This window comes from Rathayibacter sp. AY1C6 (assembly GCF_002931535.1).
Lineage (GTDB): Bacteria > Actinomycetota > Actinomycetes > Actinomycetales > Microbacteriaceae > Rathayibacter.
The window spans coordinates 144,507-161,401 of sequence record NZ_PSWC01000004.1; the positions used below are offsets into that span (position 1 = coordinate 144,507).

Genomic DNA, 16,895 nt, shown 5'->3' on the forward strand with positions numbered 1-16,895 from the left:
CGCATGACCGACTTCAGCCCCCGTCTCGCCGACGCCCTCGTCGCCGTCCTCGGTGCCGACGGCGCTCCGCTCGCCCACGCCGACGTGACGGTCGAGCAGCGCCGCCACGCCTTCGCCTTCGGCTGCACCCCTCCGAGCACCGACCTCGCGCGCGCCGAGGAGCGCCGGCTCTGGCTCGACCTGTTCGACACGGCGACGCTCCCCGTCTACTGGGGACGCTTCGAGCCGGAGCGCGGCCGCACCGCGACGGAGGAGGTGCTCGCCGAGGCGCGCGTGCTCGCCGCGGACGGCGTCCGCCTGAAGGGGCACCCGCTCGTCTGGCACTACGTGAAGCCGGAGTGGCTCGACGCGCTGCCGCTGGACGAGGCCGAGCAGCTCCTCCGCGCGCGCATCCGCCGGGAGGTGGGCGCCTTCGCCGGGCTGATCGACACCTGGGACGCGATCAACGAGGTCGTCGTCATGCCGCGCTTCGCGAACGAGCCGGACGGCGTGACGAACGCCGTCACCCGCCTCGCCCGCGAGAAGGGACGCGTCGGCATGGTCGAGCTGGCCTTCTCGGAGGCGCGCAGCCTCGGCACCGGACCGGTGCTCGTGCTGAACGACTTCGACCTCGGGCCCGAGTACGAGCGGCTGATCGAGGACGTGCTCGAGGCCGGGATCCGGCCCGATGCGATCGGCCTGCAGTCGCACATGCACCAGGGGTTCCGCGGGGAGGAGCAGATCGCGGCGATCTGCGACAGGTTCGCGCGCTTCGGTCTGCCGCTGCACTGGACCGAGACCACCCTCGTCTCGGGCGAGCTGATGCCCGCCGAGATCGAGGACCTCAACGACCACGTGGTCGAGGACTGGCCGACCACTCCGGAGGGGGAGGCACGGCAGGCGGACGAGATGGTGCGGCACTACGAGACGCTGGTCGCGCATCCGGCGGTCGAGGCGATCACCTACTGGGGCTTCGACGACGCCGGAGCCTGGCTCGGAGCGCCGGGCGGGTTCCTCCGCCGCGACGGGAGCCCGAAGCCGGCCTACGAGGCGCTGCGCTCGCGGATCCGCGGGGACTGGTGGCTCGAGCCGACGGTGCTCCGGACGGACGCCGAGGGGCGCGTCGGAGTCCGGGCCTTCGCCGGGGACTTCGCGCTCTCGAGCGCGGGGGCGGGCGCTGCAGTGAGCCTCCCTGTCGGGTCGTCGACGGCGGAGGTCCGCCTGGGCTGAGGGCGTCCGGGCCGGCCGGTGGCGCGGGTCGCCCCGTCGCGCGCCCCGGAACGCCGCGTCCCTCCCAACACTCAGTCGGCTGATGGAAGACTCGGAGGGTGCATCTCCTCGCGGTCCTCAGCATGAAGAACCGGGCGCTCATCGCGCTCGTCACCGTCGTCATCGCCGTCTTCGGCGGAGTCGCCCTGACCGGGCTCAAGCAGGAGCTCGCGCCGTCGATCTCCTTCCCGCAGCTCGCCGTCGTCACGTCCTACCCGGGCGCCGCTCCGGAGGTGGTCAACGACGACGTCTCGACGCCGATCGAGACCGCCATCCAGGGGGTGCCGGGGCTCGAGACGACCAGCGCGACGTCCTCCACGGACTCCTCCCTCATCTCGGCGTCCTTCACCTACGGCACCGACCTCGCCACCGCCGAGCAGAAGATCCTGCAGGCGATCAACCGGATCAAGAGCACGCTCCCGGACGGCGTCGACCCGCAGGTGGTCACCGGCTCCCTCGACGACCTGCCGGTGCTGCAGCTCGCCGTGTCGAGCGACGGCGACGCGGACGCGCTGGCCGAGCGCCTGCGCACCACGGTCATCCCGGACCTGGAGAAGGTCGAGGGCGTGCGCGAGGCGGCGCTCGTCGGCGAGACCGCCCAGCGCGTCACGATCACTCCGGACGACGCGGCGCTCGCCGCGGCCGGCCTCTCGACCGGCGACATCCGCTCGGCCCTGCAGCAGAACGGCGTGCTCGTCGCGGGCGGACAGATCACCCAGGACGGGTCGACCTTCTCGGTGCAGTCGGGCGTCAAGCTCGACTCGACCGACGCGATCGCGGCGCTGCCGCTGCTGCCGTCCGCAGGTGCCTCCGCGGGTGCGGGCGGCGCCGGTGCGTCAGCGGGCGCGGGTGCCTCCGCGGGTGCCGGGGCTTCCGCCGGCGGCTCCGACGCCGGAGCGGCGGCGGGAGGCGCGGCCGTGACCGCAGAGCCGACGGTCACCACCCTCGGCTCCGTCGCGACGGTCGCCGTCACCGACGCCCCCGTCACCTCGATCTCGCGCGTCAACGGCCAGCCCGCCCTGACCCTCTCGATCACGAAGCTCCCGGCCGCGAACACCGTCGATGTGTCGACCGGCGTGGCCGCGCTGCTCCCGGACCTCGAGGAGTCGATCGGCGACAACGCCGCCTTCACCCCGGTCTTCGACCAGGCGCCCTACATCCAGGAGTCGATCGCGTCGCTCGCGCAGGAGGGGGCGCTCGGCCTCGTCTTCGCCGTGCTGGTGATCCTGCTGTTCCTGCTGTCGGTGCGCTCGACCCTGGTCACGGCCATCTCGATCCCGACCTCGGTGCTGATCACCTTCATCGGCCTGCAGACGGCCGGCTACACCCTCAACATCCTGACCCTCGGCGCGCTCACCATCGCGATCGGCCGTGTGGTCGACGACTCCATCGTCGTGATCGAGAACATCAAGCGGCACCTCGACGCGGGTGAGGACCGGGCCCGGACCATCGCGGTCGCCGTCCGCGAGGTCGCCGGCGCGATCACCGCCTCCACGATCACCACGGTCGCGGTGTTCCTGCCGATCTCGTTCGTCGGCGGCACCACGGGCGAGCTGTTCCGGCCCTTCGCGCTGACCGTGTCGATCGCCCTGCTCGCCTCCCTCGTGGTGGCGCTGACGATCGTGCCGGTGCTCGCCTACTGGTTCCTCCGCCCCTCGAAGCGGCCGGCGGTGCGCCAGGCCGCGCAGGCGGCGCTCGCGGAGGAGCGCGCGGCGGCCGGAGGGGCACCCGCCTCGGGGGTCCCGGCCGACACCGCCGCGCCGGTCGAGGAGGCCCCGCACCACGGCGCCCACGCCGCTCCCCGGCGGGCGCGCGGGCTGCAGTCGGTGTACGGCCCGATCATCCACTGGACGCTGAAGCACTCGGTCGTCACCGTCCTCCTCGCGCTGCTCGTGCTCGTCGGGACCGGTGCGCTGTACCCGCTGATGAAGACGAACTTCCTCGGCTCCAGCGGGCAGGACACCTTCACCGTCACACAGACGGTCCCCGTCGGCCAGAGCCTCGACGCGCAGGACGCGACGGCGCAGCAGGCGAGCACGGCGATCCTCGGCGTCGACGGCGTCGAGACCGTCCAGCTCACCGTCGGCTCCTCCGGCGGTCTGCAGAGCGCGTTCGGCGGGGGAGGAGGCGGCGGCACCTCGATCCGCTACTCCGTCACCACCGATGAGTCGGCCGACCAGGAGGCCGTGCAGGCGGACGTCCGCGACGCGCTGTCGGGCGTCGCCTCGGCCGAGGACATCAGCGTCGCCGCCTCCTCCGGCTTCGGCGCCTCCTCGGACATCGAGGTCGACCTCTCGACCGCCTCGCAGAGCGACCTCCAGAGCGCGAGCGACCAGCTCCTCGAGGCCCTGCGCGGGACCGACGGGATCAGCCAGGCCGAGAGCAACCTCTCCTCCTCGCTGCCCTACATCGCGGTGCGGGTCGACCGCGACGCCGCGGCCCGGGCGGGTCTCAGCGAGGTCGCCGTGGGCACGATCGTCAGCCAGGCGCTCCAGCCCAGCCAGGTCGGCAGCGTCGTGATCGACGACCGCACCCTCTCGATCTACCTGGCCGACGGGCAGCCGCCGGCCACCGTGGACGAGCTGCGGAACCTCGAGGTGCCGACCCTCACCGGCACCGTCGCGCTCTCCACCCTCGCGGCGGTCGAGCAGACGGACGGTCCGGCGAGCATCACCACCGAGCGCGGGCAGCGCACCGCGACCATCACCGTCACCCCGGAGGGCGACGACCTCGCCTCGGCCAACGTCGCCGTGCAGAACGCGATCGACGCGACGGCGCTTCCGGCCGGTGTCGACGCCTCCCTCGGCGGAGTGACCGCCGACCAGGCCGACGCGTTCTCGCAGCTGGGCATCGCGCTGCTGGTCGCGATCCTGATCGTCTACGTCGTGATGGTGGCGACGTTCCGCTCGCTCCTGCAGCCGCTGCTCCTGCTCGTGTCGGTGCCGTTCGCGGCGACCGGCGCGATCCTCCTGCAGGTGATCACCGGCGTGCCGCTGGGCGTGCCGTCCCTGATCGGCGTGCTGATGCTGATCGGCATCGTCGTCACGAACGCGATCGTGCTCGTGGACCTGGTGAACCAGTACCGCGACCGCGGGATGCCGGTGCGGGAGGCGCTGCTGCACGGCACCGAGCGGCGGCTCCGGCCCATCCTGATGACCGCCCTCGCGACGATCTTCGCCCTGCTGCCGATGGCGCTGGGGATCACGGGCCACGGCGGCTTCATCTCGCAGCCGCTGGCGATCGTCGTGATCGGCGGCCTGGTGTCCTCGACGGTGCTGACCCTCGTGGTCCTGCCCGTCGTCTACAACCTGGTCGAGGGGTATCGTGAGCGGCGGCGTGCCGCCCGCGCCGGGAAGGCGTCGGCATGACGGACATCAGGGATGCGGCCGAGACGGTCGGCTCGCGCTGGCGCAGCGGCCCGGAGCGCGCCACCGCGGTCCTCGACGAGATCGGTCCGGAGCGCTTCGTCGCCCGCGACTTCCGCCCGGGCACGCTCCGGCACCTCGTCCTGATCCGCTTCCGCCCGACGGCGCTGGTCGCCGAGGCGGACGAGGTCACCCGCCGCTTCCTCGCCCTCGCCGACGAGTGCGTCCGCGACGGACGGCCCTACATCGAGTCGATCGAGACCGGGCCGCAGCTGAGCATCGAGGGCGCGGGCGAGGGGTTCGACCGCGCGTTCCTGCTGACCTTCTCCTCCGAGGGCGACCTGCACTACTACCTGGGCCGGCCGGCCGTCGAGGACCCCGCGCACTGGGATCCGGCGCACGACGCGTTCAAGGAGTTCGTCGGGCCGTTCGTCGACACGGCCGGCATCGTCGCGTTCGACTTCCGACCCGAAGCGCACTGATGGCGACTCCCGAGTTCGTGCTGCGGCTGCGCGACCGGATCGGGACCGAGCTGCTCTGGCTCACCGGCGTGACCGCGGTGATCCTCCGCGAGGAGCCGGCGCTCGAGGTCCTGCTCGTCCGGCGCGCCGACACCGGCGCCTGGACGGCCGTCACCGGGATCATCGACCCGGGCGAGACCGTCGCCGGCACCGCCCGCCGCGAGGCGCAGGAGGAGGCGGGCGTCGAGATCGAGGTCGAGCGCCTCGTGCAGGTGCACACCCTGCCGCCGATGCAGTATCCCAACGGGGACCGCTCGCAGTACCTCGACCACGTGGTGCGCTGCCGCTGGATCTCGGGGGAGGCCCACGTCGCGGACGACGAGTCGACCGAGGTCGGCTGGTTCGCGCCCGACGCGCTGCCGCCGATGTCGGACGAGCCGGGCTGCTCGATCGACTGACGGCGGGGGTGGGCGCCGGACGAGGGCGGGGCCGCCTCTCGGGAGCGGCACTCGGATCGGAGCGGGCGTCCTGCCGTGTCGGCCTCCGACCGGACGGGCCCTCGGGCCGGGCTCCTCGGACCAGGCTCGTCTCGGAGCGGGCGCTGCTCAGACCGGACGCGCGAAGCAGAGCACCGCGTCGTCGCCGACGTGGGCTCCGAAGCCGTCGATCGCCGTGAAGCCGAGCGCCTCGGCCGCTGCGGCGAGCTCCGGCGCGGCGGCCAGGCGCAGCGTGCGGATCCGCTGCACCCGCGCCCACGACTCCGCCGCCGCGACGAGCCGTCGGGCGACTCCCGTGCGCCGGTGGACGGAGGCGACCACGAGCTCCAGCACCTCGGCGAAGTCGTCCGGGCCGGGAGCGAGCACCAGCACGCCGGCCGCCGCCCCGTCGATCCGGGCGATCAGCACGCGGGCGTGCGGGGCCGGGACCGCGGCGAGGAGGCCCTCCGCTCCGGCTGCGTCCTCGAGGCGGACGACGACTCCGCTCACGAGCCCAGGTGGGCGCGGAGGAACTCGACGACCCGAGCGCGCAGAGCGTCGTCGAGCAGCGCGATCGAGTGCAGCGAGCCGGGGAGGACGAGGAGGTCGACCCTCGAGCCCGCTCCGCGCAGCGCCTCGGCGAAGCGGGTCGACTGGCTGAGCGCGACCCGTTCGTGCGCCGCGTGCGCGATGAGGAACGGCGGCTCGGAGCCGTCCACCTGCGCGAGGGGCGAGGCGGCGGTCGCAGCGGGGCAGGAGGCGAGGTCCGCGCAGTCGAGGTAGCTGCGCACGGCGGCCGCGACTCCGACCATCGGGTCGTCGTCGGCGAGGCCGGCGGCGCTGAGATCGGAGGGACCGCTCAGGTCGACCACGGCGGCCAGGCGCGACGAGGTCGACGGCAGCGTGCCGAGCAGAGAGGCGAGGTTGCCGCCGGCCGAGCCGCCGAAGGCCGCCACCCGCTCCGGATCGATGCCGAAGCGCGCGGTCTGCTCCGGCTCGAGCAGCCAGTCGAGGGCGGCCGTCACATCGTCGAGCTGCGCGGGGAACACGGCGGCGGGCGCGAGGCGGTAGTCGACCGAGACGGCGACGAACCCCTCCGATCCGAGCCACTGGCAGATCGGACGCCAGTTCGCGTCGGCCTTGCCTCCACGGGCCCAGCTGCCGCCGTGCACGACGAGGACGGCGGGCCGCGGCTCCGCCGACGGGGCAGGGGAGGAGCAGACGTCGGCGCTCTGCCCAGTGCTCGCGTCGTAGACGACGTCGGCCGTCACGCTCACGCCGGACCAGTCGGGTGCGGGTGCCGCTCCGAGCGCCTGCGCCACCGGCTCCGAGACGGGAGTGGTGCTCGCGCAGCCCGAGAGGAGGAGTGCGAGGGCGGCCAGGACCGCGGCGACGCGTCGCGGGGATCGGGTGGGCTCGCGCATGAGTGCGATCAGCGTACGGGGTGCCCGGCGCCCCGGATGCGGCACCCCCGCGATCAGGGGGTGCCGGGCTCGCGCTGCAGACGGACCAGGACGACCCCCGCGAGGATGAGCGCGCCGCCGCCGAACTGGATCGGCGCGGGCAGCTCGCCGAGGATCAGCCACGCGGCCGCGATCGAGAACAGCACCTCCGTCAGGCCGACGAAGGAGGCGATCCGCGTGCCGAGACGGCGTCCGCCCTCGATCCCGAGCAGATACGCCAGCACCGTCGACATGCCGAGGATCACGCCCGCGGGGAGGAGCCAGCTGACCTCCGCTCCGACGAACACCACCTCTCCGAAGGTCGCGCGCAGCGGTGTGACGCCGAGCGCCCCGAGTGCCAGCAGGATCGCGGCGCCGACGGTCATCGCCCCCGCCGTGAGCGCGATCGGCGGCAGCTCCGGATCCACCCGGCCGGCGATGACGTAGTAGACGCACAGGCCGAGCGAGGCGGTCAGCGCCCAGGCGATGCCGACCAGCTCGGGCGTCGACTCGCCGGACAGGTCGAGCACGAGCACCAGGCCGCCGAGCGCGAGCGCGGAGCCGGCGAGGGTGAAGCGGCCGGGGTGCCGGCGCGTGCGCGCCCAGGCGAAGAGGACGAGGAACACCGGCGCGAGGTACTCGATCAGCAGGGCGACGCCGACCGACATGTGCTCGATCGCGCTGTAGAAGCAGAGCTGCGCGGCGATCACGGCGAAGACTCCGTAGAGGGCGATCGTGCCGAGGTTGCGGCGGAGCACGGGCCAGCGGCCGCGGAGGGACAGGATCGCCGGGATCGCGAGGATCAGGGCCGCGCCGCCCGACCGCCAGAGGACCGCGGACGCCGGCGTCCAGCCCGCCTCGAGGAGCGGCTTCACGAACGGCCCGCCCAGACCGAACGCCGCCGACGCGGCCAGCGCCGCGACGAGGCCGGAGCCGAGGCGCCGTGCCGGCGCGGGCGCGCTCGCGGCGGGGAGGGTGACGGCGGCGGTGCTCTCGGCGGTCATGGCCGGCTCCTTCAGGAGTCAAAAGGATTACACTCGTGACAGCGAGCTGATCGCACACTACTGAGCCGTACTGTCAGGAGTCAACATGGTGTTCGCCTATGACGTCGAGGCGTCGCTCACCTCCACCGCCACCCTCGTCAACACGCTCCCCGAGCTGTCGCCGTCCGGCGAGGACGAGATGGCGACGATCGAGCAGCTGGACGACTTCCTCCTCGAGAACCGGTACACGGGCAGCCGCGACGGATCGACCGAGGAGCTGGAGGCCGTGCGGGCGATCCGCTCCTCCCTCCGCACCCTCTGGCTCACGCGGGCCGAGGAGGACCTCGTCCCCGTCGTCAACGGGATGCTCGACTCCGGCCGCGCGCTCCCGCAGCTGGTCCGGCACGGACCCTACGGCTGGCACCTCCACGCGACGCGCGACGAGAGCCCGCTCGCCACGCGCATCCTGGTCGAGGCCGCCATGGCGTTCGTCGACGTGATCCGCGGCGACGAGCGCGAGCGGATCCGCGTCTGCGCGGCGGAGGACTGCGAGGCGGTGCTCGTGGACTTCTCCCGCAACCGCTCGAAGCGCTACTGCGACACGGGCAACTGCGGCAATCGCGCGAACGTGGCCGCGTACCGGGCTCGGCGGGCGTCGCAGTAGCGGACGGGCGGTCGTTGCGCGCGGGCGCGCGTCGATCGTGCTGCGGCTCGGGGCCGGGGGGCCTGTATGCGGGGCGATTCCGCGGGGGACCGGTTGCGGAGGTGCGCGACTCCCGGGCTTCGCGGCTCCTAGGCTTCGCGGCTCCCGACCTGAGCGGCTCCTGGCCGCACGTCTCCCCGCCCTAGCCAGGCTCCGGGGCCGCGTGTAGACTCACTCGGTCGGCTCTTGACACCGTGCGTTCTCGTGCGGATGGGTTTGTTAGTCAAGTGGGCCGAGTCTCCGACAGTCGTCGTGAGACGAATCACATGTGTGAATCGGCCCCGGTCAATGACTCGCCCGGGTTCTCCCCCTGCTGCCCCGCAGCAGTCCAGCGCACGGACGCCCCTCACGACGGGGCTCCTCCGGCGTCGCCTCCTCGCGCACGACCTGAACCCAGGAAGAACTGCCATGCCCAAGAACAAGAAGCCCGCCGGCGGACGTCCGGCCAAGAACTTCGAGCCCAACCGTTTCGGCGCCTCGAGCGGCAAGTCCCAGCTCGGCGGCCGCTCGCGCTTCCCCGGCGCCAAGCCGGGCTCGCGCAGCGAGGGCCACCGCGGCTTCCGCGCCGTCGACGAGAACGCCCCCAAGAAGGCGCGCTGGAACGCCGACGAGCGCGCCGAGCGGGCCACCGAGCGCGCCGATCGGCCCGCCCGCGGGTACGACCGCGACGAGCGGCCCTCGCGTGGCTACGACCGCGACGCGCGTCCGGCCCGCTCGAACGACCGTGACGAGCGTCCGGCGCGCGGGTACGACCGCGACGCACGCCCGGCCCGCTCGAACGATCGCGACGAGCGTCCGGTGCGTTCCTTCGACCGGAGCGACCGTCCGGCCCGTTCCTTCGACCGCGATGCGCGTCCGGCGCGCTCGAACGATCGCGACGATCGTCCGGCGCGTTCCTACGGGCGCGATGAGCGTCCTGCGCGCTCCTTCGACCGGAGCGACCGCCCGGCCCGTTCCTTCGACCGTGACGCGCGTCCGGCCCGCTCGAACGATCGCGACGATCGTCCGGCCCGCTCCTACGGACGCGACGAGCGTCCGGCGCGTTCCTTCGACCGGAGCGACCGTCCGGCCCATTCCTTCGACCGTGACGCGCGTCCGGCGCGCTCGAACGATCGCGACGACCGTCCGGCCCGCTCCTACGGGCGCGACGAGCGTCCGGCCCGCACCGGCGACCGCGACGAGCGCCCCTCGCGCGGCTACGACCGCACCGAGCGTCCCGCCCGCTCGTTCGACCGCAGCGACCGCCCGGCCCGCTCCTTCGACCGGGATGCGCGTCCCTCGCGCGGCCACGACCGCGGCGACCGCCCGACCCGCTCGTTCGACCGCGACTCCCGGCCCTCGCGCCTCGACTCCGGCTCGGACTTCTACCCCAGCCGCGACGCCCGTGCGCCGCACCAGGCCGACGACGTCGTGCTCGAGCGCCTCGAGGCGACGGCCACTCTCGCCGTCGACGTCGAGGGCGTCACCTTCGGCGACCTCGGCCTGGGCGGGAACATCGTCCGGATGCTGACCGAGCTCGGAGCGGCCGCGCCGTTCCCGATCCAGGCCGCGACCATCCCCGAGGTGCTCGCCGGCAAGGACGTCCTCGGACGCGGCAAGACCGGCTCCGGCAAGACCATCGCCTTCGGCGCCCCCGTCGTCGAGCGGCTGATGGAGAACAACGGAGCGAAGGGCCGCAAGCCGGGCCGCGCTCCGCGGGCGCTCATCCTCGCGCCGACCCGCGAGCTCGCCATGCAGATCGACCGGACGATCCAGCCGATCGCCCGCTCCGTCGGCCTGTTCACGACGACCATCTACGGCGGCGTCCCCCAGTACAAGCAGGTCGGAGCCCTCCAGCGCGGAGTCGACATCGTCATCGCGACGCCGGGCCGCCTCGAGGACCTCGTCGAGCAGGGCCGCCTCGACCTCTCCAACATCACCATCACGGTGCTCGACGAGGCCGACCACATGTGCGACCTCGGCTTCCTCGAGCCCGTGCAGCGCATCCTCCGCCAGACCGCCGACGGCGGCCAGCGGCTGCTGTTCTCGGCCACGCTCGACAAGGGCGTCGCGACGCTCGTGGACGAGTTCCTGGTCGAGCCGAGCGTCCACGAGGTCGCCGGCGAGGACCAGGCGTCCTCGACCATCGACCACCGCGTGCTCCTGATCGAGCACCGCGACAAGGCCGAGATCATCGAGCAGCTCGCCGCCCGCCAGGGCAAGACGCTGATCTTCGCCCGGACCCGCGCGTTCGCGGAGCAGCTCGCGGAGCAGCTCGACCACGCGGACATCCCCGCGACGAGCCTCCACGGCGACCTCAACCAGTCGCGCCGCACCCGCAACCTCGCACTGCTCACCAGCGGACGCGTGGACGTGCTGGTCGCGACCGACGTGGCCGCGCGCGGCATCCACGTCGACGACATCGACCTGGTGATCCAGGCCGACGCTCCCGACGAGTACAAGACGTACCTCCACCGCTCCGGCCGCACCGGCCGCGCGGGCAAGACGGGCACGGTCGTGACGCTCATCACGCGCAACCGCCGCCGCCGCATGGAGGAGCTGCTCGACCGGGCCGAGATCGAGGCCGAGATGATCGAGGCCCGCCCCGGCGACCGCGTCCTGCGCGAGATCAGCGCCCCGGCCGAGTAGCCGCCGACCGCACGACACGAGGCGCGGACCCCCTGCATCGGGGTCCGCGCCTCGTGTCGTTCGTGGTGAGTGCTGTGGTGCGGAGTGACGGCGAGTGCCGGGTCGTGGTGACCCTCCGACTCCGCGCTGCGCAGGGCTCCTCGCTGTACGGCTTCCCGTGGGGCGGCGCTGCGTTGCGCGACTCTGTGCTGGACGACTCTGTGCTGGACGACTCTGCAGTGCCCGGCTTCGCGGAGGGCTTCTGCACGCACGAACGCCGAAGGGCGGACACCGCGAGGTGCCCGCCCTTCGGCGTGTTCACCGGCCGGAGCCGGTGAGGGGAATCAGCTGGCCGGGGGGGTCAGCACGGTGTCGATGAGGTAGACGGTCGCGTTGGCGGTCTGGACGCCACCGCAGATGACGGACGCGTCGTTGACCTTCAGGTCGTCGCCGGAACCGGTGACGGTGAGGTTGCCACCCTGGACGGTGGCGTGGTCGCCGGCGATCGCGTCAGGGGCGATCTGGCCGGGGACGACGTGGTAGGTCAGGATCGAGGACAGCGTCGCGGCGCCCTCGGGGGTCTTGAGGGAGTCGACGGTCGCGGCGTCGAGCTTGGCGAACGCGTCGTCGACCGGGGCGAAGACGGTGAACTCGCCGCTGTTCAGCGTGTCGACGAGGTTGACGTCGGGGTTGAGGCCACCGGAGACCGCAGCGGTCAGGGTGGTGAGCAGCGGGTTGTTCGACGCGGCGGTCGCGACGGGGTCGAGCGACATGCCCTCGACCGAGCCGGCGCCGTCCGGGACCTGCTCGGCGTACGCGGCACAGCCGGGACCGACGAGGTTAGCGGCCGGGTCCATGGTCGCCATGGGGGTCGAGGAGGCGGAAGCCGACGAGGTGGCCATCGGGGTCGACATCTCGGTCGCCGCGTCGCTGGCGGCGGTGGTCGAGCCGCTTCCGCTCGAGCAGGCGGTGAGGCCGAGGGCGGCGGTGCCCAGCAGGGCGAATGCGGCGAGGGCGGAACGCTTGGTGGATCGCATGGGATTACTCCTTCGTGAGACGGCCCCCACGTGATGCGGAGGACCTGTTCTGTGTGGACCGTTTCGCGGCCGTTGACATGTGTTCGGAGCCCTCCCTGCGGGGGTTTGGATTTCTTTCGGTGATCTAGGTAACGGCTTCGTAACGGCAAGGATCCGGAACGCGGGGGGCTGCTCCGCCGCGTCGATTACCCTGGAGACGTCGCGCGCACGCGTCGACGCGACGACGAGAGGACGGGCGAGTGCAGACCCGAGGTGCACGAGTGGCTCGCGGCGTCGCCGCCGCTCTCGCCGCGACCGCCACGGCCGCCGCCTCCCACACGGTCGCGGGCGCCGAGACCCCCACTCCTGCCGTGCTCGCCCTCGCCGCGGCGTTCGCCGTCGTCGTCTGCGTCCTCCTCTCGGGGCGCCGTCTGTCCCTTCCCCGGCTGACGCTCTCCGTGCTCCTCAGCCAGATCGCGTACCACGGCCTCTTCCTCATCACGGGCAGCGGTGGGGAGGTGAGCGTGGTCGGGACGACGGGCACCGGCGCGCACTTCCACGACGGGTCGACCATCGAGCTGATCGCCGGCGGAGGCGGACACGCGACTCACGCTCCGCTGATGCTCGTCGCCCACCTCGCTGCGGCTGCCTTCACGATCGCGGCGTTCCGGTACGGCGAGCGCCTCTTCTGGACGCTGGGAGCAGGCCTCCAGCGCGTCGTCGTACGGATCGTCGCCCGCGCGTCCGCGGTCGCACTCCCGTCGGCCCCCGGCGTCTCGATGACGGGTACCCACGAGCCGCGGGCGACTCGATCCCTCGACGCGGTCCTCTCGATCCTCCGGCACCGCGGGCCGCCGCTGCGGGTCCTCCGCGCCGCCTGACGCCCCTCCCGTGCGGGAGCGGCTCCGGTCGGCGCCCCGCACGCACCGCGAACCCGCGCTGCGTCCAGAACTCCCGGCCCCGCGCCGGATCTCCCCCGAGGACACGACCGTCATGACCCGTTCTTCTTCTTCTTCTTCTTCTTCTTCCTTCTCGCGGCTCCGCCTCGTCGGCAGCGGCGCACTCGTCGCCGTCGGATCGATCGCGCTCGCTGTCGCCGCGCCCACGGCGGCCAGCGCCCACGTGACCGCGGCGGCGAGCAGCACCGCCGCCGGCTCGTACACGGTGGTGACGTTCTCGCTGGCCCACGGCTGCGAGGGCTCGCCGACGACGGGACTCACGATCACGATGCCCGACGGCATCAACTCGGTCAGCCCGACGATCAACCCGAACTGGGACGTCGTGAAGAACGAGGTCGCGATCGCCGACCCGGTCACCGACTCCCACGGGAACACCGCGACCAAGCGGGTCTCGGACGTGGTCTACACGGCGAAGACGCCCCTCGCCGACGGCTACCGCGACACCGTCGCCCTCCAGCTTCAGCTCCCCGAGGACGCAGCCGGCTCCACGCTGGAGTTCCCCGTGCTGCAGACGTGCGAGACCGGCAGCACCGCCTGGGACCAGCCGACCGTCGACGGCCAGGACGAGCCCGAGCTGCCCGCTCCCACCGTCGCGGTGACCGCGGCGGAAGCAGGGTCCGGCCACGGGGGCGGACACGACGACGACGGCGACGGTGACGACGCGGTCGCGACCACCGCCTCGGCGACGACGGCCACGAGCGGCGACGACGTGCTCGCCCGCATCCTCGGAGTCGGCGGGCTCGTCGTCGGCGCGGTCGGCGTGGCCGTCGGGCTCGCCTCCCGCCGCCGCGGACCCCGGGCGTCGGCGTGACCCGTCGGAAGGCCCTCGTCGCCGCTACCGCGATCGGGCTGCTCGGTTCGATCGCGGTGGCGGCGCCCGCCAGCGCGCACAACTACCTCGTCTCGACGACTCCCGCTGCGGACTCGACCGTGACGGAGCAGCCGGGAACGCTGGTGCTGACGACGAACGACGACCTGCTCGTCCTCGGGACGGACGGAACGGCGGCGGCTCTGCGCGTCGTCGGGCCGGACGGGCTCTACTACGGCGACGGCTGCGTCAGCGTCGTCGGGCCGGAAGCGTCGATGCCGCTCGAGCTCGGCGCGGCGGGGGAGTACGAGGTGACCTGGCAGGTCGTGTCGACCGACGGGCACCCTGTGTCGGGCCAGTACGCGTTCGACTGGGCGCCGGCCGACGGGACCGCGCTCGCCGACGGGTCGGACTCGGTCCCGGACTGCAACGGCACCGTCGCGGTCTCAGGAGGACAGGCCGAGTCAGCCGACGAAGCGCAGGCGACGTCCGGATCGGACCCGGCACTCCTCGGGGACGTCCTGTGGATCGGCGGCGCTCTCGCCGCGGTCGCCGCCGCCATCGGAGTGACGCTCCTCGTGCTGCGACGGCGACCCCGCGACTGAGGCTCGTGAGCCTCCTGGGGTGGCGGTCGGTCAGTTCAGGAGGCTCGCGAGGGGCCCTTCACCGAGACCGGTGAGGACGGCCGCCGCGTCCTCGCAGACGGCGACGGCTCCGGCCTCGCGGAGTTCGTGCTCCGAGGTTCCGCCGGAGAGGACTCCGACCGTTGCCAGGCCCGCGCGCTCGGCGGCCAGGACGTCCCAGGTCGCGTCGCCGACCATGACGGCGCGGTCGACGGAGACACCCGCGCGGTCGAGCGCGATAGAGATCAGGTCGGGTGCTGGCTTGGCGGTGGAGACGTCGGCGCCGCTGGTGACAGCGTGGACGGACCCGCCGAAGTCGAGGACGTCGAGAAGCACGTCCAGCTCGTTCTGCGGTGCCGAGGTGGCGAGGACGACGTGGACGCCTCGACCGACGAGCGTCGCGACGAGCTCGCGAGCTCCCGGAAGTGGAATGATGCGTGCTGTCGTCTCGGTGTAGTTCTTGGTGTGCAGCGACTTCACCAGTGCGCGCTGCTCCTCCTTCACGTCGTCCTCGAGGAGCATGTCGAGCAGCTCCGACGAGTCTGCGCCGATCGCTCGTTGGATGCGCCAGGCGGGCACGACGAGGTCGGCCTGCCAGAAGGCGCGCGACCACGCCTCGACGTGGAGGAAGTTGGTGTCGGCGAGGGTCCCGTCGATGTCGAAGAGCACCGCGGAGGTCCCCGTCGTCGCGTCTTTCCTGTCCTTCGTTCCTGCCATGTCGCTGCCCCTCTTGTCGCTTCCGCGCCTATCGGCCCGTGCCGTCCACGCTACGCGGGCGCGCCGAAGCGGGCCCGCCCCTTGACCTGCCCGTCCACGCCACCCGACCTGCCCCTTGTCACGGCCCGCCGGTCCCGGTCGGATCGTGTCCGCCCTCCGTCCCGTTCCCCGGCTCCCCGGGCCGGGTGACATGCTGCCGTCCCGTCGGGCTCGTCCAGCGCAGCGTGCCGTCCGGCTCCTGCCGGTGGGTCCACCCCGTGGTGTGGCGGATCCGGTGGTGGTGTCGGCAGAGGTGCGCGAGGTTGTCGGCCGACGTGGTGCCTCCGTGCTGCCAGTCGTTCGTGTGGTCGACGTCCGCGTGGCGGGTGCTGCGGGTGCATCCCGGGAACCGGCAGGTCCCGTCGCGGTGCTGGAGGTGGCGACGCAGGTCCGCCGGCACTCGGTAGGAGTCGCGTCCGACGGAGAGGACCGCTCCGCTCTCCGGATGGGTGAGCAGCCGCGTGAACGAGGGAGCACCTGCTGCGAGACGCCGCGCGGTCTCCGGATCGACGGGTCCGTATCCGTCGAGGACGGCGGGCTGGTCGGAGCGCCCGAGGAGGGTCAGTGCAGGCACGGTCACCGCGACTTCGGCGCGCACTCCCGCCGGCATCGACGTGCCGTCTCCGTCGGCCGATGTCTCCCCGTCGACCAGCAGCGCAGCGGCGATGTCTGCGCGGAGCTGGCCCAGCGTCCGCTCCTCGTCCGGCAGATCCGCGAGGGAGCGGGCGGCCCGGTCGATCCTGTCCATCGCGCCGAGCACATCGGGAGCTGCGGTGTAGAGGTGCAGGATCGCCATCCCGTCGTCGAGGCCCTCCACCCAGAGCGCGCGACGACGGGCGCAGTCTCGATGACGATCGCCGAGCGTCTGCGGGTGCAGCCGTCCCCGGAGCGACCGGAGGGCGCGTCGCAGCTGGGGCGGCGTGCAGGCGACCGCGATCGTCGCGGCCTCCTCGTCGAAGCGCCCACGGACCTCGGCGGGGACGTCGAGCGCTCCTCGCACCACGAGTCGCGCGTGCTCGGGGGAGAGCGCTCCGTCCGCGAGTGCGCGCAACGTCGCCGGGAGGTCGTTCACCAGCAGGCGTGCCTCGTCGACCAGTGCAGAGGCGTGCGCCTCCGAGACCCGGAGTCCCGTCGCGAGCTCCGCGATCAGCGCCCGGTGCGCCGCCTCCGCCCGATCCACCTGCACCTGGACGTGCTCGCCGACGAGTGCCGCGGGTGCCGCCATCGCGAGGCGGCGTGCATCCTCGACTGCCCGGTACCGGGATGCCTCGACGGCGGACCGCTCAGCGTGCCGTGAGCCGGCGAGCGCGAGCGCCTCCGTGAGCGCGTCGTCTACTGTCGCCGATTCCTTCATGCCCTGATCTCACCGGACGAAGTCTCGCCGTGGGCCTCGGGAGCGCCGTTTCATCGGACAGCATCGCGAAGAACCGTCTGTGGAGGAGCGTCGC

At 72.9% G+C, this 16,895-nt stretch carries 15 protein-coding genes; 9 read left to right on the top strand and 6 right to left on the bottom strand.

Annotation, left to right across the window (positions count from 1 at the left end; translation table 11 throughout):
* The first annotated feature begins 3 nt into the window (after nt 1-3).
* From C5D36_RS04505 to C5D36_RS04520, 4 genes are all read left to right on the top strand, one after another.
* Nucleotides 4-1,209, top strand: a complete 1,206-nt coding sequence (locus tag C5D36_RS04505; RefSeq protein WP_104295275.1) for an endo-1,4-beta-xylanase — start codon at nt 4-6, stop codon at nt 1,207-1,209.
* A gap of 98 nt (nt 1,210-1,307) precedes the next feature.
* Nucleotides 1,308-4,616 carry an efflux RND transporter permease subunit gene (locus tag C5D36_RS04510; RefSeq protein ID WP_104260392.1) on the top strand — a complete coding sequence of 1,103 codons (3,309 nt, stop codon included), beginning with the start codon at nt 1,308-1,310 and terminating at the stop codon, nt 4,614-4,616.
* Complete coding sequence (locus C5D36_RS04515) at nt 4,613-5,095, top strand: Dabb family protein (protein ID WP_104223816.1); 483 nt, start codon at nt 4,613-4,615, stop codon at nt 5,093-5,095. The genes C5D36_RS04510 and C5D36_RS04515 overlap by 4 nt, the downstream gene beginning before the upstream one ends.
* Nucleotides 5,095-5,532, top strand: coding sequence for an NUDIX domain-containing protein (locus C5D36_RS04520; protein ID WP_104295276.1), 438 nt, complete (start codon nt 5,095-5,097; stop codon nt 5,530-5,532). The genes C5D36_RS04515 and C5D36_RS04520 overlap by 1 nt, the downstream gene beginning before the upstream one ends.
* Before the next feature lie 147 nt (nt 5,533-5,679).
* On the opposite strand, the gene C5D36_RS04525 is transcribed toward C5D36_RS04520, so the two are convergent.
* Genes C5D36_RS04525 through C5D36_RS04535 form a run of 3 tightly spaced genes read right to left on the bottom strand, consistent with a single transcriptional unit; the run spans nt 5,680 to nt 7,996 of the window.
* A complete protein-coding gene (locus C5D36_RS04525; RefSeq protein ID WP_104292230.1) occupies nt 5,680-6,060 on the bottom strand; it encodes a GNAT family N-acetyltransferase in 381 nt (126 codons plus the stop codon).
* The gene (locus C5D36_RS04530) at nt 6,057-6,974 is read right to left on the bottom strand and encodes an alpha/beta hydrolase (RefSeq protein WP_104295277.1); all 918 of its coding nucleotides are present in this window, start codon (nt 6,972-6,974) and stop codon (nt 6,057-6,059) included. Before C5D36_RS04530 ends, C5D36_RS04525 begins: the two co-directional genes overlap by 4 nt.
* A 53-nt stretch (nt 6,975-7,027) precedes the next feature.
* Complete coding sequence (locus C5D36_RS04535; RefSeq protein WP_104295278.1) at nt 7,028-7,996, bottom strand: DMT family transporter; 969 nt, start codon at nt 7,994-7,996, stop codon at nt 7,028-7,030.
* A gap of 85 nt (nt 7,997-8,081) precedes the next feature.
* Here C5D36_RS04535 and C5D36_RS04540 point away from each other — a divergent pair, with 85 nt between their 5' ends.
* Both C5D36_RS04540 and C5D36_RS04545 read left to right on the top strand, forming a co-directional pair.
* The gene (locus tag C5D36_RS04540) at nt 8,082-8,639 is read left to right on the top strand and encodes a CGNR zinc finger domain-containing protein (RefSeq protein ID WP_104262740.1); all 558 of its coding nucleotides are present in this window, start codon (nt 8,082-8,084) and stop codon (nt 8,637-8,639) included.
* A 447-nt stretch (nt 8,640-9,086) separates the two neighbouring features.
* Nucleotides 9,087-11,306: a DEAD/DEAH box helicase gene (locus tag C5D36_RS04545; protein WP_104295279.1), complete on the top strand. Its 2,220-nt coding sequence runs from the start codon at nt 9,087-9,089 to the stop codon at nt 11,304-11,306.
* Between the two features lie 323 nt (nt 11,307-11,629).
* Here C5D36_RS04545 and C5D36_RS04555 read toward each other — a convergent pair whose 3' ends face one another.
* A complete protein-coding gene (locus C5D36_RS04555; protein WP_104223824.1) occupies nt 11,630-12,322 on the bottom strand; it encodes a fasciclin domain-containing protein in 693 nt (230 codons plus the stop codon).
* Nucleotides 12,323-12,582: 260 nt separating this feature from the next.
* On the opposite strand from C5D36_RS04555, the gene C5D36_RS04560 reads away from it, so the two are divergent.
* From C5D36_RS04560 to C5D36_RS04570, 3 genes are all read left to right on the top strand, one after another.
* The gene (locus tag C5D36_RS04560) at nt 12,583-13,182 is read left to right on the top strand and encodes a hypothetical protein (protein WP_104292235.1); all 600 of its coding nucleotides are present in this window, start codon (nt 12,583-12,585) and stop codon (nt 13,180-13,182) included.
* 112 nt (nt 13,183-13,294) lie between these two features.
* Nucleotides 13,295-14,071: a YcnI family protein gene (locus tag C5D36_RS04565; RefSeq protein WP_104295280.1), complete on the top strand. Its 777-nt coding sequence runs from the start codon at nt 13,295-13,297 to the stop codon at nt 14,069-14,071.
* Nucleotides 14,068-14,673, top strand: coding sequence for a copper resistance CopC family protein (locus tag C5D36_RS04570; protein ID WP_104295281.1), 606 nt, complete (start codon nt 14,068-14,070; stop codon nt 14,671-14,673). The genes C5D36_RS04565 and C5D36_RS04570 overlap by 4 nt, the downstream gene beginning before the upstream one ends.
* Before the next feature lie 30 nt (nt 14,674-14,703).
* Here the strand turns inward: C5D36_RS04570 and C5D36_RS04575 are convergent, their stop codons facing one another.
* Together C5D36_RS04575 and C5D36_RS04580 are read right to left on the bottom strand one after the other, a co-directional pair.
* Nucleotides 14,704-15,408 (bottom strand): HAD family hydrolase, encoded by a 705-nt coding sequence (locus C5D36_RS04575; RefSeq protein ID WP_104295282.1) that lies wholly within the window; start codon nt 15,406-15,408, stop codon nt 14,704-14,706.
* A 118-nt stretch (nt 15,409-15,526) separates the two neighbouring features.
* On the bottom strand, nt 15,527-16,801 hold the full coding sequence (locus tag C5D36_RS04580; RefSeq protein ID WP_104295283.1) for an HNH endonuclease signature motif containing protein: 1,275 nt from the start codon (nt 16,799-16,801) through the stop codon (nt 15,527-15,529).
* Nucleotides 16,802-16,895: the final 94 nt, after the last annotated feature.

Coding starts and splice junctions, on each gene's coding strand:
- C5D36_RS04505 (WP_104295275.1), top strand. CDS start 4: ATGACCGACTTCAGCCCCCGTCTCGCCGACGCCCTCGTCGCCGTCCTC.
- C5D36_RS04515 (WP_104223816.1), top strand. CDS start 4,613: ATGACGGACATCAGGGATGCGGCCGAGACGGTCGGCTCGCGCTGGCGC.
- C5D36_RS04520 (WP_104295276.1), top strand. CDS start 5,095: ATGGCGACTCCCGAGTTCGTGCTGCGGCTGCGCGACCGGATCGGGACC.
- C5D36_RS04530 (WP_104295277.1), bottom strand. CDS start 6,974: ATGCGCGAGCCCACCCGATCCCCGCGACGCGTCGCCGCGGTCCTGGCC.
- C5D36_RS04535 (WP_104295278.1), bottom strand. CDS start 7,996: ATGACCGCCGAGAGCACCGCCGCCGTCACCCTCCCCGCCGCGAGCGCG.
- C5D36_RS04540 (WP_104262740.1), top strand. CDS start 8,082: ATGGTGTTCGCCTATGACGTCGAGGCGTCGCTCACCTCCACCGCCACC.
- C5D36_RS04545 (WP_104295279.1), top strand. CDS start 9,087: ATGCCCAAGAACAAGAAGCCCGCCGGCGGACGTCCGGCCAAGAACTTC.
- C5D36_RS04555 (WP_104223824.1), bottom strand. CDS start 12,322: ATGCGATCCACCAAGCGTTCCGCCCTCGCCGCATTCGCCCTGCTGGGC.
- C5D36_RS04565 (WP_104295280.1), top strand. CDS start 13,295: ATGACCCGTTCTTCTTCTTCTTCTTCTTCTTCTTCCTTCTCGCGGCTC.
- C5D36_RS04575 (WP_104295282.1), bottom strand. CDS start 15,408: ATGGCAGGAACGAAGGACAGGAAAGACGCGACGACGGGGACCTCCGCG.
- C5D36_RS04580 (WP_104295283.1), bottom strand. CDS start 16,801: ATGAAGGAATCGGCGACAGTAGACGACGCGCTCACGGAGGCGCTCGCG.